The organism is Lysinibacillus sp. GW821-FHT14F06 (genome assembly GCF_058803665.1).
The window spans coordinates 1-26,231 of sequence record NZ_JBXAPF010000045.1 but is presented as its reverse complement, the minus strand read 5'-3'; the positions used below and the strand labels follow the sequence as shown (position 1 = coordinate 26,231).

40 protein-coding genes are annotated in these 26,231 nt (G+C 35.7%); 1 reads left to right on the top strand and 39 read right to left on the bottom strand.

The window, feature by feature from the left end; all coding sequences use genetic code 11:
* Positions 1-24: 24 nt before the first annotated feature.
* The 26 genes from AC1RNS_RS24460 to AC1RNS_RS24335 form a co-directional block, all read right to left on the bottom strand.
* Positions 25-189 (bottom strand): hypothetical protein, encoded by a 165-nt coding sequence (locus AC1RNS_RS24460; RefSeq protein WP_492996439.1) that lies wholly within the window; start codon positions 187-189, stop codon positions 25-27.
* Complete coding sequence (locus AC1RNS_RS24455) at positions 189-482, bottom strand: hypothetical protein (protein WP_492996438.1); 294 nt, start codon at positions 480-482, stop codon at positions 189-191. Before AC1RNS_RS24455 ends, AC1RNS_RS24460 begins: the two co-directional genes overlap by 1 nt.
* 12 nt (positions 483-494) lie before the next feature.
* On the bottom strand, positions 495-2,678 hold the full coding sequence (locus tag AC1RNS_RS24450; RefSeq protein WP_492996437.1) for a hypothetical protein: 2,184 nt from the start codon (positions 2,676-2,678) through the stop codon (positions 495-497).
* A gap of 12 nt (positions 2,679-2,690) precedes the next feature.
* Complete coding sequence (locus AC1RNS_RS24445; protein WP_492996436.1) at positions 2,691-3,500, bottom strand: distal tail protein Dit; 810 nt, start codon at positions 3,498-3,500, stop codon at positions 2,691-2,693.
* On the bottom strand, positions 3,497-8,608 hold the full coding sequence (locus AC1RNS_RS24440; RefSeq protein ID WP_492996435.1) for a phage tail tape measure protein: 5,112 nt from the start codon (positions 8,606-8,608) through the stop codon (positions 3,497-3,499). The genes AC1RNS_RS24445 and AC1RNS_RS24440 overlap by 4 nt, the downstream gene beginning before the upstream one ends.
* Positions 8,609-8,799: 191 nt before the next feature.
* Positions 8,800-9,120 (bottom strand): phage tail assembly chaperone G, encoded by a 321-nt coding sequence (gene gpG / locus AC1RNS_RS24435; RefSeq protein ID WP_492996434.1) that lies wholly within the window; start codon positions 9,118-9,120, stop codon positions 8,800-8,802.
* Positions 9,121-9,192: 72 nt separating this feature from the next.
* Complete coding sequence (locus AC1RNS_RS24430) at positions 9,193-9,777, bottom strand: major tail protein (protein WP_492996433.1); 585 nt, start codon at positions 9,775-9,777, stop codon at positions 9,193-9,195.
* A gap of 18 nt (positions 9,778-9,795) precedes the next feature.
* Positions 9,796-10,140, bottom strand: coding sequence for a hypothetical protein (locus AC1RNS_RS24425; RefSeq protein WP_492996432.1), 345 nt, complete (start codon positions 10,138-10,140; stop codon positions 9,796-9,798).
* The gene (locus AC1RNS_RS24420; protein WP_492996431.1) at positions 10,137-10,565 is read right to left on the bottom strand and encodes an HK97-gp10 family putative phage morphogenesis protein; all 429 of its coding nucleotides are present in this window, start codon (positions 10,563-10,565) and stop codon (positions 10,137-10,139) included. The genes AC1RNS_RS24425 and AC1RNS_RS24420 overlap by 4 nt, the downstream gene beginning before the upstream one ends.
* 1 nt (position 10,566) lies before the next feature.
* Positions 10,567-10,902, bottom strand: a complete 336-nt coding sequence (locus tag AC1RNS_RS24415; protein WP_492996430.1) for a phage head closure protein — start codon at positions 10,900-10,902, stop codon at positions 10,567-10,569.
* Positions 10,886-11,215, bottom strand: a complete 330-nt coding sequence (locus AC1RNS_RS24410; protein WP_492996429.1) for a head-tail connector protein — start codon at positions 11,213-11,215, stop codon at positions 10,886-10,888. The genes AC1RNS_RS24415 and AC1RNS_RS24410 overlap by 17 nt, the downstream gene beginning before the upstream one ends.
* The gene (locus AC1RNS_RS24405) at positions 11,215-11,457 is read right to left on the bottom strand and encodes a hypothetical protein (RefSeq protein ID WP_492996428.1); all 243 of its coding nucleotides are present in this window, start codon (positions 11,455-11,457) and stop codon (positions 11,215-11,217) included. Before AC1RNS_RS24405 ends, AC1RNS_RS24410 begins: the two co-directional genes overlap by 1 nt.
* A gap of 44 nt (positions 11,458-11,501) precedes the next feature.
* Positions 11,502-12,698, bottom strand: coding sequence for a phage major capsid protein (locus AC1RNS_RS24400; RefSeq protein ID WP_492996460.1), 1,197 nt, complete (start codon positions 12,696-12,698; stop codon positions 11,502-11,504).
* Between the two features lie 68 nt (positions 12,699-12,766).
* The gene (locus AC1RNS_RS24395; protein ID WP_492996459.1) at positions 12,767-13,477 is read right to left on the bottom strand and encodes a head maturation protease, ClpP-related; all 711 of its coding nucleotides are present in this window, start codon (positions 13,475-13,477) and stop codon (positions 12,767-12,769) included.
* 31 nt (positions 13,478-13,508) lie between these two features.
* Positions 13,509-14,732 (bottom strand): phage portal protein, encoded by a 1,224-nt coding sequence (locus AC1RNS_RS24390; RefSeq protein WP_492996427.1) that lies wholly within the window; start codon positions 14,730-14,732, stop codon positions 13,509-13,511.
* Positions 14,733-14,754: 22 nt separating this feature from the next.
* Positions 14,755-16,446 (bottom strand): terminase large subunit, encoded by a 1,692-nt coding sequence (locus tag AC1RNS_RS24385; protein WP_492996426.1) that lies wholly within the window; start codon positions 16,444-16,446, stop codon positions 14,755-14,757.
* Positions 16,443-16,961 (bottom strand): phage terminase small subunit P27 family, encoded by a 519-nt coding sequence (locus tag AC1RNS_RS24380; RefSeq protein WP_492996425.1) that lies wholly within the window; start codon positions 16,959-16,961, stop codon positions 16,443-16,445. Before AC1RNS_RS24380 ends, AC1RNS_RS24385 begins: the two co-directional genes overlap by 4 nt.
* Before the next feature lie 127 nt (positions 16,962-17,088).
* Entirely contained in the window at positions 17,089-17,469 is a 381-nt protein-coding gene (locus AC1RNS_RS24375; protein ID WP_492996424.1) for an HNH endonuclease, read from the bottom strand.
* Entirely contained in the window at positions 17,459-17,776 is a 318-nt protein-coding gene (locus AC1RNS_RS24370) for a hypothetical protein (RefSeq protein WP_492996423.1), read from the bottom strand. Before AC1RNS_RS24370 ends, AC1RNS_RS24375 begins: the two co-directional genes overlap by 11 nt.
* A gap of 1 nt (position 17,777) precedes the next feature.
* The gene (locus AC1RNS_RS24365; RefSeq protein WP_492996422.1) at positions 17,778-17,966 is read right to left on the bottom strand and encodes a hypothetical protein; all 189 of its coding nucleotides are present in this window, start codon (positions 17,964-17,966) and stop codon (positions 17,778-17,780) included.
* Positions 17,966-18,250, bottom strand: a complete 285-nt coding sequence (locus tag AC1RNS_RS24360; protein WP_492996421.1) for a hypothetical protein — start codon at positions 18,248-18,250, stop codon at positions 17,966-17,968. Before AC1RNS_RS24360 ends, AC1RNS_RS24365 begins: the two co-directional genes overlap by 1 nt.
* Positions 18,251-18,253: 3 nt before the next feature.
* Positions 18,254-18,628, bottom strand: coding sequence for a hypothetical protein (locus AC1RNS_RS24355; RefSeq protein WP_492996420.1), 375 nt, complete (start codon positions 18,626-18,628; stop codon positions 18,254-18,256).
* A 24-nt stretch (positions 18,629-18,652) separates the two neighbouring features.
* Positions 18,653-19,009, bottom strand: coding sequence for a hypothetical protein (locus tag AC1RNS_RS24350; RefSeq protein ID WP_492996419.1), 357 nt, complete (start codon positions 19,007-19,009; stop codon positions 18,653-18,655).
* A gap of 192 nt (positions 19,010-19,201) precedes the next feature.
* Entirely contained in the window at positions 19,202-19,558 is a 357-nt protein-coding gene (locus tag AC1RNS_RS24345) for a hypothetical protein (protein WP_492996418.1), read from the bottom strand.
* Between the two features lie 78 nt (positions 19,559-19,636).
* Complete coding sequence (locus tag AC1RNS_RS24340) at positions 19,637-19,903, bottom strand: hypothetical protein (RefSeq protein ID WP_492996417.1); 267 nt, start codon at positions 19,901-19,903, stop codon at positions 19,637-19,639.
* Between the two features lie 239 nt (positions 19,904-20,142).
* Entirely contained in the window at positions 20,143-20,550 is a 408-nt protein-coding gene (locus tag AC1RNS_RS24335; RefSeq protein WP_492996416.1) for a hypothetical protein, read from the bottom strand.
* Positions 20,551-20,619: 69 nt separating this feature from the next.
* On the opposite strand from AC1RNS_RS24335, the gene AC1RNS_RS24330 reads away from it, so the two are divergent.
* A complete protein-coding gene (locus AC1RNS_RS24330) occupies positions 20,620-20,952 on the top strand; it encodes a hypothetical protein (protein ID WP_492996415.1) in 333 nt (110 codons plus the stop codon).
* Positions 20,953-21,051: 99 nt separating this feature from the next.
* Here the strand turns inward: AC1RNS_RS24330 and AC1RNS_RS24325 are convergent, their stop codons facing one another.
* The 13 genes from AC1RNS_RS24325 to AC1RNS_RS24265 all read right to left on the bottom strand — a co-directional run.
* Positions 21,052-21,243 (bottom strand): hypothetical protein, encoded by a 192-nt coding sequence (locus tag AC1RNS_RS24325; RefSeq protein WP_492996414.1) that lies wholly within the window; start codon positions 21,241-21,243, stop codon positions 21,052-21,054.
* Between the two features lie 36 nt (positions 21,244-21,279).
* Positions 21,280-21,594, bottom strand: a complete 315-nt coding sequence (locus AC1RNS_RS24320) for a hypothetical protein (protein WP_492996413.1) — start codon at positions 21,592-21,594, stop codon at positions 21,280-21,282.
* A gap of 48 nt (positions 21,595-21,642) precedes the next feature.
* The gene (locus AC1RNS_RS24315; RefSeq protein ID WP_492996412.1) at positions 21,643-21,855 is read right to left on the bottom strand and encodes a hypothetical protein; all 213 of its coding nucleotides are present in this window, start codon (positions 21,853-21,855) and stop codon (positions 21,643-21,645) included.
* A 72-nt stretch (positions 21,856-21,927) separates the two neighbouring features.
* Positions 21,928-22,071: a hypothetical protein gene (locus tag AC1RNS_RS24310; RefSeq protein ID WP_492996411.1), complete on the bottom strand. Its 144-nt coding sequence runs from the start codon at positions 22,069-22,071 to the stop codon at positions 21,928-21,930.
* Positions 22,072-22,177: 106 nt separating this feature from the next.
* Positions 22,178-23,251, bottom strand: coding sequence for a phosphoadenosine phosphosulfate reductase family protein (locus AC1RNS_RS24305; RefSeq protein ID WP_492996410.1), 1,074 nt, complete (start codon positions 23,249-23,251; stop codon positions 22,178-22,180).
* A 32-nt stretch (positions 23,252-23,283) separates the two neighbouring features.
* On the bottom strand, positions 23,284-23,628 hold the full coding sequence (locus tag AC1RNS_RS24300) for a spore protein H (protein ID WP_492996409.1): 345 nt from the start codon (positions 23,626-23,628) through the stop codon (positions 23,284-23,286).
* Between the two features lie 35 nt (positions 23,629-23,663).
* The gene (locus tag AC1RNS_RS24295) at positions 23,664-23,921 is read right to left on the bottom strand and encodes a hypothetical protein (RefSeq protein ID WP_427541552.1); all 258 of its coding nucleotides are present in this window, start codon (positions 23,919-23,921) and stop codon (positions 23,664-23,666) included.
* A gap of 58 nt (positions 23,922-23,979) precedes the next feature.
* On the bottom strand, positions 23,980-24,378 hold the full coding sequence (locus AC1RNS_RS24290; RefSeq protein WP_492996408.1) for a YosH family protein: 399 nt from the start codon (positions 24,376-24,378) through the stop codon (positions 23,980-23,982).
* Positions 24,379-24,406: 28 nt separating this feature from the next.
* Entirely contained in the window at positions 24,407-24,811 is a 405-nt protein-coding gene (locus AC1RNS_RS24285; protein WP_492996407.1) for a hypothetical protein, read from the bottom strand.
* A 42-nt stretch (positions 24,812-24,853) separates the two neighbouring features.
* Positions 24,854-25,048 (bottom strand): hypothetical protein, encoded by a 195-nt coding sequence (locus AC1RNS_RS24280; RefSeq protein ID WP_492996406.1) that lies wholly within the window; start codon positions 25,046-25,048, stop codon positions 24,854-24,856.
* Positions 25,049-25,080: 32 nt separating this feature from the next.
* Positions 25,081-25,500, bottom strand: a complete 420-nt coding sequence (locus AC1RNS_RS24275; RefSeq protein WP_492996405.1) for a hypothetical protein — start codon at positions 25,498-25,500, stop codon at positions 25,081-25,083.
* A 12-nt stretch (positions 25,501-25,512) separates the two neighbouring features.
* Positions 25,513-25,764, bottom strand: a complete 252-nt coding sequence (locus AC1RNS_RS24270; protein WP_492996404.1) for a hypothetical protein — start codon at positions 25,762-25,764, stop codon at positions 25,513-25,515.
* 11 nt (positions 25,765-25,775) lie between these two features.
* A partial coding sequence (locus AC1RNS_RS24265; RefSeq protein ID WP_492996403.1) for a Holliday junction resolvase RecU occupies positions 25,776-26,231 on the bottom strand: 456 nt, incomplete at its 5' end.

Here is a 26,231-nt window from a genome sequence, read left to right as displayed (position 1 = left end):
CGCTTACTGAACAATATGGAACGATTAAACACCTTCTGTAGCTGTTAAAATGTAATCTTCAACAGCTGCACGATATGCCTCGTTAGTCACATCATCAATAACATACATTTTGTTTGTTTTTGGATTTAAACCACCTGACATAATGCGCTCTGCGGCTATTCTTACAACGATTTGATTAACATTATTCATTATAAAATCCCTCCATTTTCTAAGTCTGTTTGCAATAATAAAGCATCCTCAAGTTCACGGATGCGACGTTGTTCCTCCGTTTCAGAAATATCATAAGATACGACCACAGGATTTCCTTCTTCATCGATACGATCAATATAGTGTGTATTGTAATCTATGGAGCCAAAAGGAATATCAATAAAATCAACCTCTGTAACATTAGGGTGTGGAGCTACTTCTCCTTGATGCTCTCCTGTTTGATAAATTATTACACCAGTTGGTTTATCAAAAATTACTCTATTACATATTTGCATTTAGTTCCTCCTTTATAATTGTGATAAAAGTATATAGGGTATATTTCTTGCGGCAGAATTGTAATTTAACGCGTTATAAAATCTAAAAGTAACTCTCCATTGACTCCCGACTTGCTCTGGTATTGCTCTTAAGGTGTGAAAACCATTACTATATGCGTCAGTTCCTTCCCAACGTTCAGTGCCATTAAAAATAACAGCTCCGACTTCATCTGTGTATGCCATCACAGGTTGAAAATCTACTAGTGGTGTTACATAGTTTTGACTTGTTGCTTTAGGTGCAAGAGCAGGTACGCTAAAATTACCTTGAACTTCTTTTCTACCACTTGGTATAGCTCTAATATTAGCAGCCATTTGAGCACCTGTAGCATCAGGACTTGTTGGTATGGCCTTGTCAGTGATAGCCTGCGCTACATTTGTTTTGACATCACTGACAGATTGCTTTAAATCTACACCATCTACTAGTAAGCGACCTTTTACATAAACATCCCCATTATTCCAAAATTCTGTAGCTTTACCCCAATTCCAATCTACGCCATTAATTGATGTTGATGGTGCAAGGTAAACTCTGTTGTTATTCGTGTGAAACGTATAGCTTGGTTGACCAAGAGATTTCATAATAAAAGGATATTGATTTGTGCTTACTAACATTTGAGTAAAGGTATTTTCTTTATCCAGTATTGCAAAACTAGATGTTTGTGGTGTCCATGGAAAACCATGTACTGTAGGAGAACCAGTATCTAAACAGCCTGACGTAGTATTTTTTATATCAGCAAATAGTGTATCGTAAGTACCTATCATTTCCACCTTGACGGTTATAGGGTTTCTAGCGGCAGGAGCTTTGTATAAAGGAAGAGATATTCCTGTAGCATTGTAGTCAATGTTGCCTATAAAGTAGTCTCTAGCAAAGCTAGGAGAAATAGATAATATCGTTTTAGAATAGTAACCAAGATCACCTTCATACTTGGCAATATTGTGTATCACCTCTGTACCGCCTGAAACGGCAGAATAAGCACCTGACGTAACATATGTTACTTTTATAATTCCTGAGAAATTAACTACAGGTATTAGTATATAGAAGTTCTCTACATTGACACTTGAAGTCCATTCCTCTGCCAACAAATTAAAAGTCCTAGATACTGTTTTCTTTCCTAAGTTAGAAATATTCGTATCATTATAAACACCTTTTTGCCATGAGTTATCAACTTCAGGTTTCATTTGTTCCAATTGTGCAGTAATTTCCGTAAGATCAGCGTCCTGTCCTGGTGGTCCCTGTGGTCCTTCTGGACCTCGAGGTCCTGTCTCGCCCTTTAGCGATTCAATCCATTCCTCCATCGTACCCTCAAAGCCATTTTCTACAACTAAATCGTATGCTGATTTACCTTCTGGACCTTGGATTGGACCTACGTTCTTCCAGCTATCTGTGTCATCCTGCCAAACGTAAAGATCTCCACCAATCATATAAGCGTCTCCTGCTGAACCAGTAGATGGTAGTTCAGCTTCGCTTGGTAAGCTACTAATGATAGTTACACCTGTGCCGTCTTTGCCATCTTTACCAGGTAATCCACGCGGTCCTTCAAGTCCTTGTGCTCCTTTTGAAGCGACCAATTGCCAATGGTCATTTGTTATCGCAGAAGGTGTAGGTGGTGGATTACCTTTTGTATCTTGACGAGCAATAAAGCTACTACCATTTAGTGTGACAATGTTATTGGTAAAATACTGTACATCATTGTTATATTCCGATTTTGCCCCTAGCTGATTCACAAAATTTTGCATAGAAAATATTGCATTACGCGCATCCTGTGTAGCAACCTGTGCCTCTTGAATCGCCTGATTGGTACTATCTGTAGCTGCATTAGCATTTGTTGCAGCATTATTTGCATTTGTAATGGCATCTTGTAATGTGGCTAGTGTACTGGATACCGTTTGTAGTGCTGTTTGCAATGCTGTATTGTTTGCCTGAATCGCTTCTTGTGTCGCTGTATTATTGGCATCTATAGCTTGTTGTACGGCAATATTGGCATCCTCAACAGCTTTATTTAGTCGTTCTAATAATGCATCAACTTCTCCACCAGCAAGAATGTTAATTTGCGTTTGTAATTTAGTTAATCCAGCAATGATTCTCTGCCAGTTGTCATTGATTTTATTTCTTTCCGCTCGACTAACTGGAGATTCAGTTGTATGCAAGCTAATAACCATATTTTCACCGCCTTATAAATATAAAAATCTAAAATTAAAAGCGATACTATGGACAGTACCGCCTGAGATAGAGAAATTATTATTGCCAGCTGCTATTGATAACAGCTTTTTATTTGTATTTTTAAAATCAGATACATGGTTTTTAAAGGTTTGAACGCCCCTTAAAATTAATGTGTCATTTTCATTCAATGGTCCGTTATATTGATAGGTTTCACCTGTTGTATGATTAGTTATCATTACATAACTAAAAGAACCTCTTAAAATTATTTCTAAGTCATGTTGTCGTGGATCAATGTGGACATTACCATAATTCTTCACAGTAAAGTTGTTGCTACTAAATGAGTATGCCAAATCCTCATCCCAGTAAATTCCCATCCCCCATTGCCATTTATCAATATCCCATTCTTTCAGGTCCATTGTTGTTGGGACAGATTCAGCAAAGATGTTCTCACATATAAATTTAATTTCTAGCTCTCCAACCTTCCGTAACAATTCGTTTGGAGAATAACTTTCAGCTAGCCTTACCTTCCAGCGCTTACCTGGTTCAGCACCAAAAATAATGTAAAAATATTCCTTGCGAGCAAATAAAGCATTAATATCTGCCACAAATAGTTTAAAATCATTATAGTCAAATGCCTTGTACATAAATTTTGCGGTAATGATTCTTCCACTAAAACGTGTTTTAGTAAAAATAGCTCCGTCTCGGTCTTCCACAATTGAAGATTGATGCTCTATTGAAACTGAAGGAATGTAGTATTTTAATAATTTTAAACTATACATGCTCATTAAGATTTCACGGCTATCTTTTAAAATCATTCTCATAGACTCATCCCTCTCGTTAAAGCATCAATACTTGCAATACTATATTGCTTACCACTCACTACATCGACTACTGCTTCACCTAATACACGACCGTCTAAGACGTTTTGAATAACCATTAAACCTTGATTTGTTCTATCCGTCTTATCAATTTTTTTCACATTAGGGAATATAGAATTTGAAGATGAATTGGAGCTCGTGTTACTAATCGCTTTTTCAGTTGCTTGACCAGCATTATTAGCCATATCGTTTACACCGCTAAAATTCAATGCATTTTTAATGGTTTTTGACACTGTCTCAGCTATACCATCTGCTGTTTTTTGTAAAGAACCCTGCATTCCTTTCATGCCATCAATTAAGTTTTGGACTGCACTTTTACCAATGTCCTTCATTGACCCCAAAGATTCATCTGTACCAAGTAAAACTTTATTTATTTCACTTTGCCATTCCTTATTTAAAGTTTCTAATTCTTCATTAGCAGTTTGACGAAGCTTTTTAATTTGTTCTTTTGTATCTTTATCCAATGGCTCTAATTCTTTAATCGCTGATTCTCGTGCAATGGTCATTTTCGTTTCGTATATCTTTTGATATTGCGTAAGCTCGGCATCCGTCATACGATTAAATGCCTCTAGTTGTGCAATAGCACTTGGACCCATTGCTTCTAATTCATCAATAATCGCTGCTGAAAATCCTCTTATCTCAAGTTTAGATAATTCTATTCTCCACTGAGACAACGCATTTACTTGATCGCTTAGATTTTTAGTTAAACTTGTAGAATCAACTGGATCAAATGACTTAATTTCATCAAACAAGCCAAAATAGCCTTTAATTCGATTGGTTTCACTTTCTAACCTACTGTTATAGACATCTTTTATTTTTTGCTCGTCATCTATTAACCTCTTATTAATGTCTTGTGTTTGCTTTAAATAATCATTGTTAATGGATTTAATTTTTTCACTGATGGCTTTCTTTGTTTCATAGACTTTTTCTTCGTAATAGATACGTTCTTCTGAGCCTTCTTTATACTCCTTCAAATATTTTTCATAGATTTCTAATTCCTCAGATAATGATAACGTATCGAATTTTTTACGTTGATCCACATACTTTTTCTCATTATCAAATTGAGATTTTAACATATCAGAATGAGCTTTATTGAAGGCTTTTAGTGCATTTGTTTTTTCCTTTGTGCCATCTTTGAATGCAGTTGCACTGTAACGCCAAAACTCCGCTTCTTGCTTTGCTGTCATTTCGCCTGATGCTTTTTGAGCCTCCACATATTCTTTCAATGCCTTGAATTTTTCATCAGCTGATTTAGATTCAACTTTGGCTATTTTGTCAGCATACTGTTTTGTAATTTTTTCACGATCTTTGACAGATTGTTCTTCTAATTTTTTGATTTGAGCAAGTTGGTCTGAGGTATTTGATTTCCTCTTTTTAGAAGCAGCTTTTTTTATGGATGTGATTTTATCTGATGTCTTTTTTATCACATCTAAACGTTTTTCTTCCGCTTCTTTTTCCAGAGCTTTAACTTCAGCCGCATTAGCTTTTGTAGAACTACTTACAATTTGTTGGGCTTTTTGTATAGCCCCTTTTGTAATTTCTAGACGCTCTGTAAAATCTGGAATTGCTGCTAATGCTAAATCTTCAGATGCTTTCTGTATTTCTGATACATCAGATAAACCAATAACAAACCCTCTTACTACGTCTTTACCAATTGCTATTGTGACACGAGATGGAGAACGTCGCTGAAGCACGGTAGACATTGATGAAATTACTTTTTGACCAAGTTCTTTTGCCTTGTTCCCAACATCGGTTAACATTGAGCCCATACCTTTAATTAGTCCTAAAACGATGTCTTTACCAACTTGTAGTAAGTTTATTTCTTTAATTTTTTTAATAATCGTATCATTAATTTCTCTGACCTTTGTTTCGAGCGTAGATTTGGCAGACTGTATACCATCAATAAGGCGCTTAATCAATTCTCGTCCAGCTGCTAACAAAGCTATTCCAGCAATGGCTAGTGCACCAGATGCAACATCGATAATAATTTTACCTAACTTGTCTAATAGTTCTGGTTTCTTTTCTTTGTTACCTTCAGCAACTTTATCAATCATGTTTTTACCCATGTTCTTGATTTCTGCTTTATTAGGTACACTACTGAACCAGTTTTTAATGGCTACCCACCATTCTTCTAATTTAGCTGTTATTTTACCTGGTATTTCACTAAACCAAGTAACCATTTTTGACCACCAATCAGATAACCATTTTCCGATATTTGATGGCATACTGCTAAACCAACTACTGATTGATTGACCCCATTCACTTAGCTTAGCGCTGATACTACTCGCTGTTTCAGAGAACCAAGTAGAGAAGGTTTCCCACCACTCAGCAAGTTTTGATGTAATTTCACTAGGGATAGACTGAAACCAATCAAATATTGCTGTGGCCCATTCAACCAAACTAGAAGTGATTTTCCCAGGAATACTTGTAAACCATTCAGAAATAGCGTTCCACCATTCACCGAATTGTCGTTTATTTTCTTCATTTTGTTGTACAGACCATTCCTGAATAGCCGTTCCCCACTCAGCTAACTTAATGAATATTCTCTCAGGAACACTACTGAACCAATCTGAAATAGCATTCCACCATTCTTCTAATTTAGCTGTTATAGTTGCCGGCAGACTTGTAAACCAGTCACTAATAGCCGTTCCCCATTCAGATAGTTTGGTTGTAATTGTTTCTGGCATGGACGTAAACCAATCGACTAAGGATGTTCGTATCGCTTCTAATTTTTCTCCAAATATCTCATTTATTTGGTCATACAAGTACGTAACACTTGTTTTGACGCCCTCTACCATGCTTCCAAAACCATCAATAAAACCTTGAATAACATCTTTGCCAATTTGTATTAGATCAATATTTTTAAAGAAGGTCATAAAGTTGCTTAGAATATTTTCAGCTGTTTTTCGCAGTGTTTCCCAAGCACCTTTCCAATCGCCTTGCAAGACTTTTAGGATTGATTGGACAATCCCCAACACTAAATCTAAACCATTCCCTATTGTTAACTTTATAGTTTCAAACGAAATTTTTACAATATTCGATAAAACAGACCAAGTAATTTGAAAAATTCCTTTTAAAAATTTCATTACCGCTTCAATATTGGCTTTTATTTGACCAAAATATAATTGAACAATCCCAACTATTATTCTGCCGTTTTCATCCCAGAATGCTCTAAATTTAGCGATAATCCCAGAAGCAAAAGAAACGGCATCATTAACGTATTCTTTAATAAATTGACTCACTGTACTAAATGCTTCGCTCGTTAAAGTTTTTATCTGACCCCAAATATTCTGAACGCCTTCTCGGAACCAATCTACCTTTTTATAAGCCACTACAATTCCTGTTCCAATCGCTCCTATAGCTGCTATGGTCAAACCAATTGGTCCTGTTAAGGCACTAAAAGCAGTACTTAAAAATCCAAGTTTGCTTGTAATCAGTGCCATTATTCCTCCAGCCTCACCTATTGCTAATGCCATTCCTCCAAATGCAGATGCGATAGTGCCTATACTAGATATGAGTATTCCAGCAACAACAATTATTGGTCCAATAGCTGCAGCAATTGCTCCTGTAATTAAAATCACTTTCTTTGTGCTATCACTCAGTTCCGCAAATTTACCTGTAAGCTTTGTTAGCCAATCTGCTAGTGCTCTTATATCATCCTTTATTAAGTCACTGAATTGGATAGCTAAACCCTCTAGTGCAGATTTAAGCATCATTATTGAACCAGCTAAATTGTCCACCATCGTGTCAGCCATTCTTTTAGCCGTTCCATCTGCATTTTCTAAAGACTTTGTATGTTTGTTTAATATATCACTACCTGATTCCAACAGAATCGCCCAATGTTTATAGGCTTCTGCTCCAAATAATGTAGTAATAGCAGCTGATTTTTGTTTCATCGTCAGTCCATCAAATCTATCTTCTAAGTGCCCAACAATATCAGGCAATGATTTCATATTGCCTTCTGCATCAAAAAACTCAATGTTTAACTCTTTCATTGTTTTGCGCATTTGTTTCGTGGGTTTAGCCAACCGTCCTAAAGACGAAGCAAACGCTTGACCAGCAATAGATCCTTTTAGCCCATTGTCAGCCAATTTCATCATAGCCGCTGTCGTTTCTTCTAAACTCCACCCCATTTGATTCGCCATTGGTGCTGCATACTTCATTGCTTCACCCATTTGCTCTACATTGGTATTTGCATTAGCTTGCGCATAAGCAAAAACATCTGCTGCATGTCCAGCTTGATTCGCTGACATTCCAAAAGCGCTCATAACATCTGAAGTTATATCAGCCGCATTACCAAGATCCATACCAGCTGCTGCTGCTAAATTAAGCATCCCTTCTGTGGCACCCAAAATCTGATTGGTTTTAAAACCAGCCAATGCAAGATACTCCATACCCTCTGCCACTTGGGTAGCAGTAAATTTAGTAGTTGCACCTAATTCTTGTGATTTTTCTCTAAGTGCATCAAAGTCTGCTCCTGTAGCTCCGCTGACTGCCGATACTTTAGACATTTGACTGTCAAAGTCCATCCCAATCTTAACGATGCCAGCACCCATTGCTGCAAGGGGTGCCGTCACATACATAGACATATTTTGACCAATGGTTTTCATGCCATTGCCTACTGCTGTAAGCTTATTTCCCACTTCTTGCATTCTTTGACCTGTCTGTGTCCATTGGGAAGATTGCACACGAAGTTGTTCTGTAACGTCTTGTAGTTGACGGTTTAAATTGTTATATTGTGCTTGAGCACGGTTGACTGCTGTTGCTTGTCTCTCAATTTGTGCTTCTGTTGCTTCTCCTGAAGCTACTAATTCATCATATTTTTTACGCTGTTCTTGCAATTTTAAAGCTGCCGCTTCTGTGGATCGCCTTAAAATATCTTTCTTCCTAGCTATTCCTTCAATAGATTTCTCATAATCTGCACCTTTACTTTTTAACACTTGCAGTTCGCTTCCCATGGCTTTTAAGTTACGGTCAACTTGAGCAATAGTGCCGTTAAAATTAGATGCATTTAGACTAAGACTAACTTCCAAACTTCCAATGCTCGCCATGCTTTCTCACCGCCTTTTTGAGCAAAATAAAAATCACAGCCAATGAATGTCGTTGGCTGTGACTTCTTCTATTTCTTCATCTTCATTCGCAAGCTCAAACCAGAAATGAATATCCATTTCATCTATTTCATGTAGTTTGTAGCCATTGTTTAATAATTCTTTGTAAAATTTCTTAATACTTTGATATGCTGTTAATCTTCTAACTTTCCCTCTTCAGTCGTTACTTGTTTGGTTTCAAGTCCACCAATATTTAAAACATCGTTAAATACACGCATAATTTCCGATTGCAACTCTCCTGCTTGTATACCATCGTAAAAATCATCAATTGTAAATTGACCATCAAAAACATTTACAACAAAACCAACCATTTCATCGAATGTCTCAACTGAAATGTTCTGACCTTCTTTACGCATTTTTTCATTCATTTTCAATGCATTTCTGAAAACACGCGCCTTCACAAAGTTGTTTGAAAATGTTTTATCTTCTCCATCGATTCGTAAAACTATTTGCATAATGAATCCATCCTTTTCGTTAATTACTTATTTTATAGTCAAAAGAAAAGAAGCCCTCAAAAGGACTTCTGTTTAAGGTGTTGGTACTGTTGATTCAGTTGGTTTTGTAACAGCCGCAAAGAATGTTTCCGCTGTTACTGTCACACCAGCATCACGTGTATCTACTGTATGCTTGATGTTCCCATCAACTAATGGCAAAGCTTCACCACTAAATGGATATACTTTATAATTTGTTTCCCCTTTTTTTCGTGTAGTATTTGATTCTTCACCTGGTTTTAGTTTTGCTTTGAAAAACCAAACAAGTTTTGAACCTGATTCAAAGCCAATTGCTATAGCCTTTGGTGTATCATTTGAGTTAGTGATAATACCCCCATCTGCTGACATCTTGTGTCCATACCAATCTACTAACACATCTGTTGGTAAATCAGCTGTTTCACCAGCAATTGTAATGGAATCCAATTGCGCTTCTTGGTCTACTACACGATCTCCTGCGTCTAAATGTGCTTCTGAAAAGTTTGGTGTAAGTGTTAAAGATATTGGCATTGTTAGCGTTTTAACATCTCCCCATTTCTCCGCTTGCTCATCTGTCATTAATGCATAATGAATCCGCTTCAAACTAATTTTTTGTGGTTTTTCATTTACTGTAGTTGGTGCCATCTGTATGACCTCCTAAATTTAATATTCATCAAAAAAGACGAATCTCAATACTTTGTTACAGTGAGAATCGCCTTCTTGCTTTGGTGCATCATATTCAATTATTCGTTCATATCCAGCTGATTCCATCAATTGTTTGATGTCTTCCACAAGCTGATAGTAATCTATTTTTGACCAAACATTCACTTGTATAAGTCGCTCAGTCTCAAACTCTTGGTCAGATGCTTCCAGTGCTGGTTTAGCATTGATTTCAAGAAACGTTATATATTGATCCTGAATGTCATAACCTGTAGGTACTGAATTAAAGTAGACCTTTAAATTAGTAGGTTTGAGTGTTTTAGTAACATGTTCTGCAATATTAATCATAAATTTTTTACCTTCTTTATTACATCAGCCACGGCATCAATTGCATCCGATTTACTTTTTTCAAATCCTCGTGTAAAGAATGGATTTGGTGCAATCGGTCCCCATGTAACTTTCTGTTGTTTACCATTTTTCATAACGTACTTACTTCCAGCGCTTCGCCCACCTTCCATAATATGACCATGATAGGCTTTGCCTGTGTGTACTTTTACCTCTCCATCTTTTGCACGTTTTATTTTAATGTTATTTTTTAATTTTGTGTTCTTTTTCTTTTTTGATTTGCGCTCTCCAACAGGCACTTCTTCCACAATAGCCTCTTTGACTACTTTTGCTCCTGCATTAAGAGCCTCATTTTCTTCTGCATCTTCTAATGGCAAATTCAATATATTTTGTACTAGTGCTTCCATACCTTGTATTTCAAAACGCATCTTACAACACCTCTCTTAAAAAGATTGTAAGCCACTGATTATCACCATTGTCATTTACAGGCGGTGATTCCATTTCATATGTTTTGCCAGCTATCTGAACACGCATTTTTTCATGAATATCGTTTCTATAACGAATACCAATCACACATTTCCCTTGCCATTTTGTAGCGTCCGAACTAAATAATTTATATCCTTTCGCAGTCTTCAATTCCGCCCATACTGTTACATGTTTAGTCCAATCTTCCGATGGCCATCCATTAGATATAGTACCTGGTGGATTTAAAAAAGTAGGGCGCTTATTCATACGACCTACATTATTGTTATTGCGATAGTTCATCAGGATTCACCCACTTTAATTGCAAAATCATTGATTGTAAGCCATATGGAATAGGCTGTTGGGCTGTTTTGATAGTAGATGGTGTAATAGCTATACGATTCTCATAAAAGTGTGTAGTGAGCATCATAATAGCTAAACGATGTTGTGCAAATACTTCTTTGTCATTCACAGTTAAATAAAAATCACTAGGCTGTTTTACTCCTGCATTCTCCAGATATGAAATTGCTGTTTGCAAAAAAGTAGAAAGGGAACGATCTTCATCATTCCCATCTATCCGTAAATATTCTTTTAGTTCATCAAGCAGTTTCTCCATTACCCATCACTCTTTTCATCTGTTGATGGCTCTTTTGCTGTTTGCTTTGTGGTACCTTTTTTAGGTTCCTCAACAGTTTTTTTTAGAAAAGCTATGCCATATTCATCATGAACTTTTGTTAAAAACTCAGCGCGAGCCTTAACTAGCTTCTTTCCTTCCGCAGGATATGGATCATCTATCTCATAAATATGATCATCATGGATTTCTTCTTTAAAACGATTAATTACTTCATACTGACTCATTCGGTTCACCTTCTTTCAATAAATTAAAACTCCTCTTCTTTTAATTAAGGAGTAGGAGTTACATCTGCAATACGGAATGCAGAAGCTAATTTGATGCGGTGGTCAAAGTATGCTGTAACAACAAATTGCTCAATACCTGTTTTAATATCTTTGTCGCGCTCGAAAGTCTCGCCAATATCATAGTTGAAGTGAGAGTATGATAAATCACCTACGATTGGCTTTGTAGCTGCGTCTACAAAAATAACTGGTTTCCCTAACACTTGCTCTGGTTGTGCAGTGTAAAGAGTTGCATTACCATTCGCTAAATCTTCAATAATATCGCTATAATCTTTGTAAGACATAATGATTTTCGCATTCTCTCGGTAATCCTCATGTAAGTCAGCAATAGCATTTTTGATAGCTTTATAAGTATTTGTACCTATCACTTTTATAATGCCGTTTTCTGTGGAATAGAAGCTCATATGTTCCTCGCCACTTTTTGGTGTTGTAGTGAATGATACTTTCTTTTCTTTCGCTGCAACACCTGATTTAAGAGCATTTTCAACATGTCCAACTAGATTTGCATCAGAACCGTTGATTACCGTTTCTGAAACACCTGCAAATACTTTGAATTTGTTACGTGTAAACTCAACTGTTTCGCCTTTGGCTTTTAGTTCTTTTGCTGTAGCCATATCAGCAATGAAATCATCGTCATCTAAAGTGAAAGCTAGACGTGGTAATTCTAGATTTGGAATTTGTGTTACAGCAGAATGACCACGTAAAGGATTTTTGGCTAATGGAGCTAAAATAACGTCCTGCGAAACTGTTTTTGGTAGGAATTTACCTCCACCAGAAGCTGAATCATCACCAAGCGCTGCACGAACATCTGTATCAATTATCTTGCCGCGCATTGTTGAACGAATTAAAGAAGCTTTAGCAGCAATAACTTTTTGCTGTGGATCATCAATATTACTAATTGTTGCTTGTTTCATAGCTGCTTGTTGAGCAAAATGTGCTTGTTGTTCTGCATCTAATTCATCATGTTGTTGTTTAATTACATTAAAACGTGCTTGTAAATCTTCTTTTGATTTTTGATGTGCTTGAATTTCTTCCATTGTTGCAGACGGATCAATGGCTTTTGCAGAAAGTTCTCCTTCAACCTTTTTCAACTGCTGTCCAATCATAGCCAACGCTTGCTTTAATTCATAAATGTTCTTGTCTGCAAAAAATTGAATATCTAATGGTAATAGCATTTTCATCATGTTTTTTTGCTCTAATGATTTTAAAAATTTCTTTGTCTGTGTTTTCATAAGCAGAAAACCTCCTATTTTTATAAAATTGTGTTTAAAAAAGCTAGATTCGCCTTTGAATCTGCAAGAATTTTTTCTCGTAAAGCTTTTTCTTCAGCTGATATTTGCGGTGATGTTGGTTGTTTCAATAATTGCTGTGGAATATTACTGTACCGCTTCTTGGCTTCCTCACTTACACTTGCAACCATTTCATTTGCTTCTTCTACAAAGTCGCACAAGCCATATTCAAAAGCTTTTTCAGCAGAAAGCCAAGTTTCTTCATCTAAAAGTTGCTTTAGTGTAGCGTCATCTAACTTGTCACCCGCTTTATCTCGGTAAGCAATCATTGCTGACTGATTAATACGATCTAAATCATCAGCAGCTTTACGCAATTTTTCAGCATTACCGACTGCATAAGTCCAAGCATTATGCACCATTAGCATAGAGTTTGATGGCATTCGAATTTCATCTCCAGCCATTGCTATTACTGATGCAATAGATGCCGCCAAAGCATCAATATGAACAATAATTCGAGCTTGGTGACGCTTTAACATATTGTAGATAGTTACACCTTCAAACACACTGCCACCGTCACTGTTAATGTAAAGATGAATTGTTTCAACATCTCCTAATTTATCAAGCTCATTTTTAAAAGTTACAGATGATACTTCTCCATACTCTTCCCAAGCCCACTTTGTAATTTCCCCATAAATAAAGACGTCAGCCGATTTTCCATCAGCAGACGCCTTCATATTGAAAAATTTATTTTGTTGTTTCTGCTTTTTAGTCACTTTTCCCACCTCCTTCCTCAGTTGTAGTAGAGGACTTACGCAATTTTGGGTCCATACCTAATGGATACATATCACCCGAAATCCATAGTTCATTAGCATATGGAGATTCGTCTGGTGGTAAATCTTCATATCCTCGTACCTCATTAGGTTTAAACCAACCACTCCTTATACCCTTTTGATAAAACTCACCACGTGTTGCAGTATCTCCTCTAAGAAGACCACCTAAATTAAATTTGAAATATTTCCCTTGAATACGATCATCTTTAGTTAATAATTTCCGGTTAAATTCATGTTCATATTGGCGAACTGTTGGTAATAGATTCATATTTACAAATTGAATCATCTGTTGCTCGTTTGACCCTAATGTGCCACCATCTCCATCATTTAAAAATGAAACAGGTGCATTAAAAACGTTGGCTACTCTTGAACGTGTAATCCGCTCTGATGCCAACGTATCTGAAGAAAAATATTTCTTTTCTATTGCTTTTATTTCAACACCTGGTTCTTTAAACAAAATTCCACCATTTTCAGAATAAAATCGCCTAAAATCACTAATAATTTTTTCTCGTTTTTCGTCATCAACATTTGCGTCATACCCTAAAATAAACGATTCTTTCTTTTCCATTTCAGAAAGTGCAAATTCTTGAACAGCTTTATCATATCTAATAGTGTTTGCCAAAACCTTTAGTGGAGATAATCCTCGTAATCTTGATGGTCCTCTGATATGTTTAACATGAATCATTTCAAGGTTGCTTACATACATATTCCCTCTTTCACCTTGTACTTTGTACCAAAGTAGTCCATCGTCTTTATTTATAAATTCTGTAACACAAGAAGGTTCCAAGGGATATATCTCATATGGTTGCATTCGAATATCACGTAAAATAATCGCATACCCATTTCCTTCTTCATTACGACTTACTTCTAAAGCATTAATTAGATCAAAACAACTAATATTTGGATTAGGCTCGTTTATCAATACATCAGAAGCTTGATTTGAAACGATATTATAATTTTGGTGTAACTTAATTGGTAAAGCAGATAATGTATTGGCTAAACGGCTGATAATACTAAAAATTGACTCATTAGTCGCTAGTTGACTGTTGTCGATACCCCAAAAGGTTCGTCCAAACCAGTTTGAAAAATCCCACGTGGCACCCTTCCAACCTGCATAAGCCATGTATACTGCTCTTTTAGTACGTTTCCATAATTTCAATATCTCACCACCTTAAATATTTCTATAAATCATTAATTGAAACAAATCCTATGTTTCCTCCACCTGTTTTTACAATTGCAAAACGCGCTTGTACAAATGCCGTAACAATTGCTGCTATCGGGTCTACTCGCTCCCGCGATTTCTTTTTTGAAATTTTTATATTTTCATTTGTGTCCATATCGAGCACAACATTTCCGACTGCCCAAGAAAGTGTTTTATCTTTAGAATGAGTTATCGTTTTTTTGTATATTCCTTCCCTGAATTCTTTTGTTGCTTCAGAAAGAACCTTGAATGTTTGCGATATTTCTGCCGTTACAAAGCCCTTCTTTGTCATATTTTGGGCAAATTGTGAAGCATTCCATGGGTCATAGCAAATTATTTTTATGTTCCATTTGTTTATTTTAGCTGTGTTTTCAATCCATTTTTCAATATGCTCATAGTCTACTACTGCACCTGGTGTTGTTTCTAGCCATCCTTCTTTTATCCATAAGTCATATGGTACTTTGTCTTTTGCCCTACGCTCTGCTAACGCTTCTTCTGGCATGAACGAATGTTGTTCGACATGATAGCCATAGTCCATTGGAAAAACAAAGCCTACTGATGTTAAATCGATACGTTTTGATAAATCGACACCAACATATACATCACGTCCTGATAAATCGATCTCTTTTTTTACTTCACTGGCTCTCCACTTAGGTGCTGGGATATACCCACCAACCTTCATGTCTACCCACATATTCATTGTTTTTGTAAGGAAACTTCGCATTTTTTCTGGCACGTCTAATGCTGCACGTAATGCAGAACGAATTGCTTCAAGACCTTCCTCATATGTGGCAACAATCGGATTAGCTTTTATCCAGTTCGATTCATCTTTGATGTCATCTCCTTCGTCTAGTTCACAAATTATTGCAAAGTAGTCTTCATTGTCTACATCATCATCTGGATCTAATATTCGACTCACATATTCGTATTCTTTGAAGCATGGTTTACTTAGTTCAAAACCTGCTGTTGTAATAACAATCATTAGTGGCTCTTTACGTGCAACCATACCGGAATCAAGTACATCATAAATTTCAGAAGTTTCATGGATGTGATATTCATCGACTATTCCAACAGATGGGTTTTTACCATCTCCTGTCTTTCGCGTCTCACGTGATAATGGTACAATTACGGAATTATTTTTAAATATCTCCATTTTCCCATAGGCTTCTTTCCATTTGCCTTCTAACAATTCACTTGATGATATACCTTCTTTTACAGCTGTATATACTTCGTCTGATTGATCCTTTTGCCATCCAGCTATGTATATACGTTGTTTTTCTTCGCCTAAGAAAGCTACATAAGAACCTACAATAGCAAGAAATTGTGACTTCGCATTTTTACGAGCAAGTTGAATATAAACTTTACGAAATTTTCTAGCACAGTTTCTCTTCTTCTTGAAACAAAATATATTTGTAGAAATAAACAATTGAAAATCTGTTAGCTCTACTCTTTGACCTGCTAAGATACCTTCAACATGTTCGAATTCATACGCCCACCAATAAAAATCTTCAGCTATTTCTTCATCAAAATAAAAAGGACTGTCCTCATTCTGACAATCCTCATAGTCTTTTAAAAAACGTTGTATTGCCCATTTATGCTTTACACACGCTTTTATTTTTCCGTTTAGGACGTTTTCGCAATAATTAAAAACCCGTTCTAATATCCAATTCACAGCCTATCGCCGAAACGTTTTTGCGCTTCGCTTTTACCCTCTCCACTTGATGGAGTTGGAATGACTAGTTTCAAGCGTGACGTGATAGTAAGACCTAGATCAGCAGCAGCCATACGACATTCGTTAAATAAAGTAGTCTTCACACGTGCTAATTTAGGATAATCCTCGTTAGCAATCGTAACTTTTTTGCCATTTTCCTGTTCAGTTGTTATAGTTGGTTTCATTTTTCGCATTTCCTTCACCAACTGTAAATATTGATATTTAGAATCTAAATACCGCGCTAAAGAATCCACATCAAGCTCACTAAAGATTTCAAGTGCTACAAGTTTTTCAGCAATCTCCGCAAATTCCTTTTTTTGAGTAGCTGTCAAATATTTTGGAATTTCAATATTTTCAGTAGGACCACGCATCTTTTCTTCGTGTTTTTCTCGCTTTTTTATTTCTTCTTTTGTTAAATGTTTAGAGCGCCCATTCCCTAGAATCACCTGTAATGGTTGCTTATTTCGACCTGTCATACTATCACCTCACTTTCAATAAATCTGGTCCTCTGAAAAAAATTTCAAAAACGGGTTTTTTTGCGCAGAAAAAGCGCATCGGGTGTAGAGCTACTTAGCTTTTGTAATTTTTATGGAGGGGGCTATCTTAAGTTTTTCCATATTTCTGTAAATCATCAGCCGTCTTTTTATTGTGACAACCACTACAAAGCAATTGTAAATTAGTCTCTTCTAATCTTTTGTCCCAATTGATAGACAACGGAATAATGTGGTCAACTAAAACTCCAACTATAATTCGTTTTTCATTTAGGCAATGTTGACACAATCCGTTGTCGCGTATCTTGATATAGTCACGACATTTAATCCAAGAAGCAGAATGATAAAAACGATCGTGTTTCTTATTTCTTTGAAACTTATCATAGTAACGGTTGTTATCTGCTTTAGTTGTCTTATGTTGTTCACAATATCCTTCACGAGTTAAGTTAGGACATCCTGGCTTGTTACATGGACGTAAAGGTTTACTGTTCATGCTGCTCTACCTCTTCCTTAATACTAGCCATACAGTGTGCAATGAAGCCCCTAAGTTGTATCTCTTCATTCTTTAACTGTTCTAACTTATCACGATCAACCCACTTCATCTTGCGGTGAAGCTCTCGCATCTTTGCCTGTAGCTTGCGTATCGGCTCATCTGTATAAAAATAGACATACTCACAGTCACAACTAGGACAGGTGAAGTATGTCTTCTGAATAGTGTCATGAAGTTTGTCTACCTTGAAGTGTTCGACAAAGAACCTGTGACCACATGACTTGTTACACTTTGCATAGATTGGTTCCATGCTATTCATCGCCTTCAAGCTTAGTGAGGACCGCTTCAATTTCTGTTATTACCATTTCAAGCTGCTGCTTTTCTTTAATTGAATTTGAAATCCTACTATTCAATTCTTCAATATGTCCATTTGTTCTTTCCAACTCTCTTAATGTATTATTTTTTTCCTTACGTAATAATTCCACAGCTAACTTCATCATTACTTACTCCCTTCTAAATGAGTTGGTAGTTCATTTCCAAAGTCACAACCCATTACATAACCACATTCGCATTCTCTATTTATACTTTTCAATTCTTTATCCAAATACAATTCGCAAGTAATCATTAGCTTACTGCACTTAGGACATTCTTTAATATTACCAATCCTATCCAACTCATCAGCCAATGCTCCTACATGTTTTTCGATTGCTCGTAACTTTAATTCAAATCGTTTAGTATCTAAGTCAATTCCCATTGATGCTAAAATGTTTTTTGCTCCTGCCATTGTTTATTCCTCCTCTGCATGAGATTCCTTACTGTATAACTCCAACACATGTGCTTTAAGCTCATCCAACCTAACCTTTAGCTTTTGTTTCATGGCATCCATCACTGCGTACTGCTCATCAACCTTTGCTTTGTACTCTTCTTTCGTTAGTCCTGAGTAATCACGTTTGATGATTTTTTGATGGTACTGTCTTATTTCCTTTTGCATTTTCCTTGCTTGTTTGTCTGTAACATAAGCAATGTATTTCTTTTGGCAATATGGACATTTGAAATATGTTTCAACAACATAATTTTTAAATTTATGTGCTGGATGCTCGTACTCTTGTAAGTTCATTGTTATTTCGTTTTGGCATTCATCACAGACAGTTACATTTGCCATTGTCCATTCCTCCCTAAGTTATAATCAGAATTGATTAGCAAGCAAACCATTCTTCATTCGTCTTTCAAGTTGCTCCACCAACCAATCAAAATCTTCTTTAAGTAAACAACTTACTAATTCACCTGGACCATCTTTATTAGTCATTGTAAATCTTCCTGATTGCTTAATACTTTCGAGACGTTTTAATTCAATTTCTCTTATAGTATCTTTGGATTGTTTCTTCAAGTCTGTGTATTCAGGAAGTTCATTGTACTCGTCTTCCTCAAAACCTGTTGGTAACACTGGACATTGGCAAATAGGACATCGCACACCATCCATGTGTTTGCTTCTTGATTTAAATGAATGAGATGGATTATTCATGCATCTATAACCAATCTTCATTGTTCAGCCCTCCACAATTAATAATGATTTGCTCATTAGCTTTTATAGTCTGTTTAGCTTTCGACTTTATATCTTCAAGACTGCACACCCTATTCATAACCCCACGATTAACGCCTACGATTATTGGATGGTTGATAGGATATACAGTCTTCAAGGCATAATAAAAAGCCATACCCAATCGGATATGACTTATTAAATCCACTCTACATCTTTTACAACATGAAGTAATTCACTTGGTTCCATATATGTTGTTTTGCCAGTACGTTTCATATCACTATCTAACAACTCTACTAGTATTTCAGTGAATTCTCTTTCGTATCGATTGATACAATACAATTTGTTTCCATCTCTTATGCTAGTGACTACATCATCTATTTCAAATGTCGGATACATTCCTACAACTTCTTTTGTTTCATTGTTATCATACCAACACTCATACGTCATTTGTCGAGTTTCTTTCATTGTGCCATCATCTAAAATGTATTTTTCAATAGCTATCGGTTGAATATGATCATAGCCATAAAATTTACGCCATTCAATTTTTTGCATTTATCATCACCTCACCTTAGTTGTAACCTAAAGTATAATAAAAAGCCACACCTTGTTAGATGTGACCTTGAATTGTTATTATGTTAGTTCGATTAAATCATCCTTAACTCCTGTTACATATGAATATCTATTATAAAAGATAGCTGAAGAATCTTCTTTTATAAATTCAATATAATCAATTTCACTTGGCCTTACTTGCCTTATTTGAGTTCTTGCCCACATCATAATTTCAGAAGATTGCACGTTATATATTGCTAAATTTTCACCTACAACATCTGCACTAAAATAACCATTAAAAGTTTTCACTTCACCATTTTTCGTTTTAATTATCATTTTATTATACAAGTTAAATCCCTCCTTTTTTTAAAAATCATATCATAAAAAGAAGCCCATCCACAGAGGACGAACTTCTGATCTAAAGAAGGTTTAACTTTGCTTGTTTCTGACATACACGTACAAGCAAACATGTTTATTTCCGTAAGGCTATTTTGTGTACGCATTTCCGTGCGCTTTTTGATACTACTATCATATTTTGATTATTCAATAGGTTCTATAATTTAATTACAACTTAACATTATATTAAGTTAGGAAATTATTTCATGAGTATGATTCACTCTTTTTGCGTAATTTACCATTTTCATAATTTGAGCATGTTTGTTGTAGATGTAATTCGGACTTTTCCCTAACTCATCCGCAATGGATATAAGCGTTTTACCCTCCACATGATGTTTGTACAATATCAGATTGTCTAATCCTCTAAATGTATTAATCAGCTCTTTCATATTTTCCAAATCATTCATTTTATGTGCTAACTCACGTTCTGTAGCTTCGATAATTTCTTCTAATTGAGCACCATGACTTTCAGAAGTTAATTTAATTTTTATTAAATCTCCATGTACCCACCGCTTCAATTCATTTTTAGAGCGCATTAAATTATGTTCAAGGTATGTGATTTCATCCTCTAATCTTTGGTAATCCTGTAACCATTTCATATGCTGTACCTCCTTTCTGAATTTTAATCTTTTTATTTGGTTAGAATATCTCCAACAGGAGGTGATAGTATGTCTAGTTTCTTAAGAGCACTTACTCCAGATGATAAAGATGTTATCCAAACTGCTATCAATGAGTTTTTAAAATTTGGCTACAAATTAATTGATGATAATAATACCGCTTCCCTTTACACAAGATCAGCAATGTCTTTTAAAGAGAAGTTTGAAAATAATTCAGTTTCATTTACAACTGACGAATTGCGTATTTTACATCATTCCCTTGTGTTACTTCGAGATAATTTAAACGAGGCTGATTCTTTAGGTTTCACTAACCAATCAATGAATGATAAATTTACTGCTTCATTTGATAAAATGATTCCAGGTCTTGAAGCTTTCTTAAAGTAATATTGTTAATCTGTGATATAAGGCTTTAGGACAAACCGTAAAGGGTAGCCAATTCTGAGCTGTAGTGTGTTATGCACTACAGCTATTTTTATAAAATCCTCAGATCACTCTATTTATTGGAACCTCTTTTAATTCGTTCTCAATTTTTACAACAGCTACTGGATAAGCAACAACGCCGCCTGTATGGCCACCAATCATTGGAGATTCTCCAATAGGCTGTGAATACTGAAAAACACCTATTAATTCACCTTCAACTATTTCTTTACCGATTTTTACAGACACTTTACTCATGATTTTGCTCACCATCCTACTCAAAATGTTCAATTTTTATTTACTAACACCTATTACACCATTGGGGTACTTCTCAAAACACTCAATTAATTCAGCTAACCAAGGTAGAGCGTTTTCATATTTCCCCCATCCATTAGGGGAATCAAATTGTTTGAAATGAGATGGTTGTCGTATCATTTTTTTCAACCCCTGTTTTAAAACAGGTAACACTTCATGTGCTTTTTTACCACTTGAATTGTAAAGGGCTTCATAAACACCTGCTTCATCCCACATACGATTTAAATTGTGAGTAATATTTCTGTCAACAACTTCTGTTTCTATTGTTGCTGTAAGCCAAATGTCTAAACTCATAAAAATCATCCTCCATTGAATAACATTATCGAATAATCTTCATATTGATTAAACAATAAGTTCTGAATCTAAAAATCCTACTATCCCTATTCCATAAATTTTTACAGAATACAGCTCTTTCCTAATCCTATGGTCATATCCATAAAATTCGATAACTAGTGCTGATTCAGAAATTGAGTAATCTTGAAGTTGATTGCAAATCACTTCATGAAGCAATTTGATACTATTTACATCAACTTCTGTATTTAAACTTTCTTCCAACGAACCTCTATGAAATCTAAACTTAGGTATAATAATCACCTACTTTGCTGAAGAAAATACTCAAAGTGTTCATTAAAGCTCTATTACTGGAATGCTATCAATTTCGAAATACTCGTATTCTTTGTCACCGTAATTCTCAGCAACCCAATTTTGTAACACCGTCTCGCAATCTTCATTATTAGGTCTATTCACATCATCCTTGATGTTTACTATCACACTATCTTCACTTCTAAACCAAATAAAATATCTTCTCATTTTCACATAATCTCCTTTTGCTTGATTAACATTTTCTTTCTGATACGATCCTCTAAATACTTGGCATTTAACTAATGTTGCAAGTTCCGTAATCTACCGAACATCCGCAGCCGCCAATATCTTGCATATCAAAATCAAATAGACTTAACTGCGCTTTCATTGAGCGCCAATATTCTTCAAGTGTTAAATTCTTCATAAAACTTAACGGTTCTTTAATATCTTTTTTAGACTGTTTAAGTTGACCGAATATATTATTTTTGGTGAATCTATGTGCGTTGATAATATGCTGTAATTTAGCTGTTTTCGTGCCGTCTGTAGCGAATTGGTATACATCTTTAAACATCGGGTCTACTTCGAGCGGAAAAGCTTCTGGATTGCGTACATGAGCCAATAGTTCATCGAATGTATAACGCCTATAGATTTTTTCGAATGTCGGTTGACGTACATAACGAGCGTACCAACCGATAATTATTTCTTGTTCCATGAGTTGTATAAAATCTTGTTCGCGCTTAATAGATAGGTTATGGAAATGCCCTTGCCCTGCTTTTACACATCTCCCTCCACAATTGTTATGAGCAAACCCTTCTTTATATAGGCGACCTTCTTTAACGTTATAGCGTTCGAAATATTGCTTTCTATTGTCAATTTCCATAATTAATGGGAACTTTACATCAAATGGTTGCCAGTTCTCAAATATAGATTTCTCACGGTGCATTTCTTCCCAACCGATACCGAAATACAATGTTGTGTTGGCGAAAAATTTGTCATTACGTTCAACGTGTATTGATTGCTTTAAATACTCACCATTCACCCAATATTCAAGTTCAGGGACAATTCCTTTTTTCAAAAAACGTTGAGCCACCTTAATTTTTAATTCCTGTGAACAAAACCCAGCTCGATTGTTAGCAAGAAATGCTTTTAGGACCATTAATTGCGGAGGATTAATACCCCTACCTTGTACAAGTAACGGTAATTGTAATTGCCGGCTTACGTCTAAGTTGAAGCGATATAGGTCTGCGTCCTCCCACATCACATCGTTAAAATAGAGAACAATATTGTCATTTGGATAATTTTCTTTAACCCATGCTGCTACTGCAAAAGATGAATTTCCGCCGCTAAATTTAATGATTCGGTTTTTCATACCATCACCCCCTGCTGTACATTTTTTATCAATCATGAAGCACTTTGTAAAAGCGCTCTGGCTCTTCTTAATGCCCGTTCATCTTGCGAGAAATTCATTCTGCTATATTGCCTTGGTTTCGGATTATCAGGCCCATCATCTTGGCAGCCTTCACGATTTAATTGATGCTGGAAACGATCTTCTGGACACCATTTCAAACCACCCCAAGAAACCCACTTAGAATGCGACGTTTCAACTTTCACTAGTTGCAATGGCGTGCCATTTCTCATACACATCCAAATATATTCGTCATATTGCATTTCCCACGGTTTATACGAATTACCAAACATCATTACACGGTCTGCAAATGTTACACGTACTGTTTTATTAGCTGTCATTTCATTCATCCTTTCATCTGCACAAAATCTTTCTATTAACCTAATAAATCCCCTGTATCGGACTCTTGTTCAAAACAACTTTTACACCAAACTTCACCTTCAAAATACTCAAATCCATTAGAATACAATACTTGCTTACACATCACACATTTAACCTTAGTTACCCATTTTTCAAAACCATGACCGACATGTTGTGGCTCAATCTCAAATTTATAACCTTTTGGAAAATAAGCATCATAGAAGAAAAAACCTTCATTAGCTTCAACTACTTCGCCAACTTGTAATAACTCCATTGCATTACCTCCTTATTTCGCAATTTCTTTCTGATACAACCCGCATAATATGTGGTAACTAAACTAAACTACCATCAATCAGTACAAGACCATTTTCAATTAACTCAAATTGCTCTATCACTTCACCAACAGTTTTACTTCTCATTTCACTAGCAAGCATGAATTTTAATAATGCCTCTGATTTAGAAATTTCTTTCGGATAGCTCTCGATTGCCTCAATTGCTTCTTCATCATCACCGCATACCGTCTCAATATACGTTTGAATAGCTCTCTGCCAAGCTTCCTTACCTGATAATTTCAAAGGATTATTTTCCGGACTGTAATCTTTACGAACTGCAATTAACCCGTAATATTCCGACTTATTAAATTCGAAATACATAACTGGAGAACCAGCTTTGATATAATCATCTTTTAGAAAAAAGCTTTTTACATTAAAATCTACTTCACGTTGTTCCATTTCCTTCACCCTTCCTGCATAAAATCTTTCAATTAAGAACATCACTAATAGGCTCTCTAATAATGCTGTCATCTGCAATTTCGATTGGTGGCATTTCGCCAATTCCAAACGTAGCGATTTTTTCTTTCATTTCTGCTAACATCTTATCTAAGTTATTTCTTTTAATAGCATTCACTAGCATTGGTGCAACAAAAGTTTCATAGTAATCTAGTGTCCCTTCCCTAGTAGCACCCATAATATGAGTGAGAAAGTTGTGCGGCAATGTTATTACTCGACTTCCTGTTGAAGTTTCAGAAACGACAATTCCTTGCTTAGTTCCACCAGCACAAAAGTTGTATTTTCCAATTTTTATTTCATGTCCATAAAACGGCACCCATTGTTGCGGATAAGCTAACCAAAACTTTTTAAATTGACCATCAACCTCGATTTTCATTAATATGCTACCTCCCTGTACAAAACGTTCTGAAACAAACACTTATTTTCTTAGATAGAATGAAATACTTCCCTTCACAATCACTTCTAAATATCCTAATTCAACCAATTCGTTAATCGCATTTTCAGCATTTGCATAACCACTTCTAAATTTCCGTTTCACCATATTAGGACTAAATCTATCCCCTGCATTTGGTGCAACGTGCTCCATAAATTCGATAACTTCCGCTATTTCCAAATTTCATCCTCCCCCTGCCCATCTTCTCCCTACTAAAGATTAGACATATCATCTTTTAACCACTCTTCATTTTTTCCATCATCGTAACCAAAGTCTGTAACAGTGCCTTGAGTACCTTCTGGACACCACTTATCACATGTATGGTCTACTTTAACTGTATTGTTGTATTCTCCTGTTACAAAGCAACCAAAAGCATAATGACCGCAAGTCCAACAAACTTTTTCACACGTTTTCGTAGTTGGCATATCTTTAACACAGCCACGATAAACAACCAACTGATTTTCATTAATTTTTATATTGCAATCAATATGGAGGTGAAATCGTGTATGTTGCTCATCTTGTTTTGCTGTCACATATACGGCATCTGTGCTTTTCTCGATTACTTCCAAGCAAGCAAAGCATTCATGCTCTTTACGTGTTTTCACCATTTTCCTTTTGATGACTTCTAACATACTCTACCTCCTTCACTTCCTGACCGCTTCTTGGTCATTTAATAGATTGCTATTTATAAATTTGTAGCAATAATGTATATCACTGAACAATTCTTCAAATTCCGTTGTTTTTTGGACAATAAAAAATTTCCCATCACGCTTAATCTGCACGTCTTGGACTTGCATTGCTTGACCATCTTGCAAATTTTTTAATTGTTGAAATATATAATCATTGCTTTGAATACTTATGTCACAATCAAAGATGCTTATTTGTCCGATTGACATACAATCCCCCCTTAACGTTGACTTAAATTAAGTGCTGCTAAATAATCTACTACAAAGCCATTACCTGATTTGGCGCGTTTACAATTATGTCTAAAGAAATCAAGTGATATTGATTTAGAACCTCTTCCAGCATCTTGATTTTCATATGCTGCCTCTAGCTGTTCAAAACGGAGAATATAAATTTCCGGCTCGTTTTTACCTTCCAGCCAAAAAGCCACTAGTAAAAATGCAATCGCACCATGCTTATGCCATGATTTCAATTGTTGGTATTGATGCAATGAGATATTTTTCAATGGGAACCGTTTTAAGGTTGATTCCTTTGCATCAAAGATGATTGAACGACCTTCATAAATACCGCTATAGTCAACCCATGTTGGTGTGTCAAGATGTCCTGTTACTTTGTTTCCATCTGTTTTTAAAATCTTTACTGGCGTCGGCACTTTCCTTATATCTGCTAACCATGCATT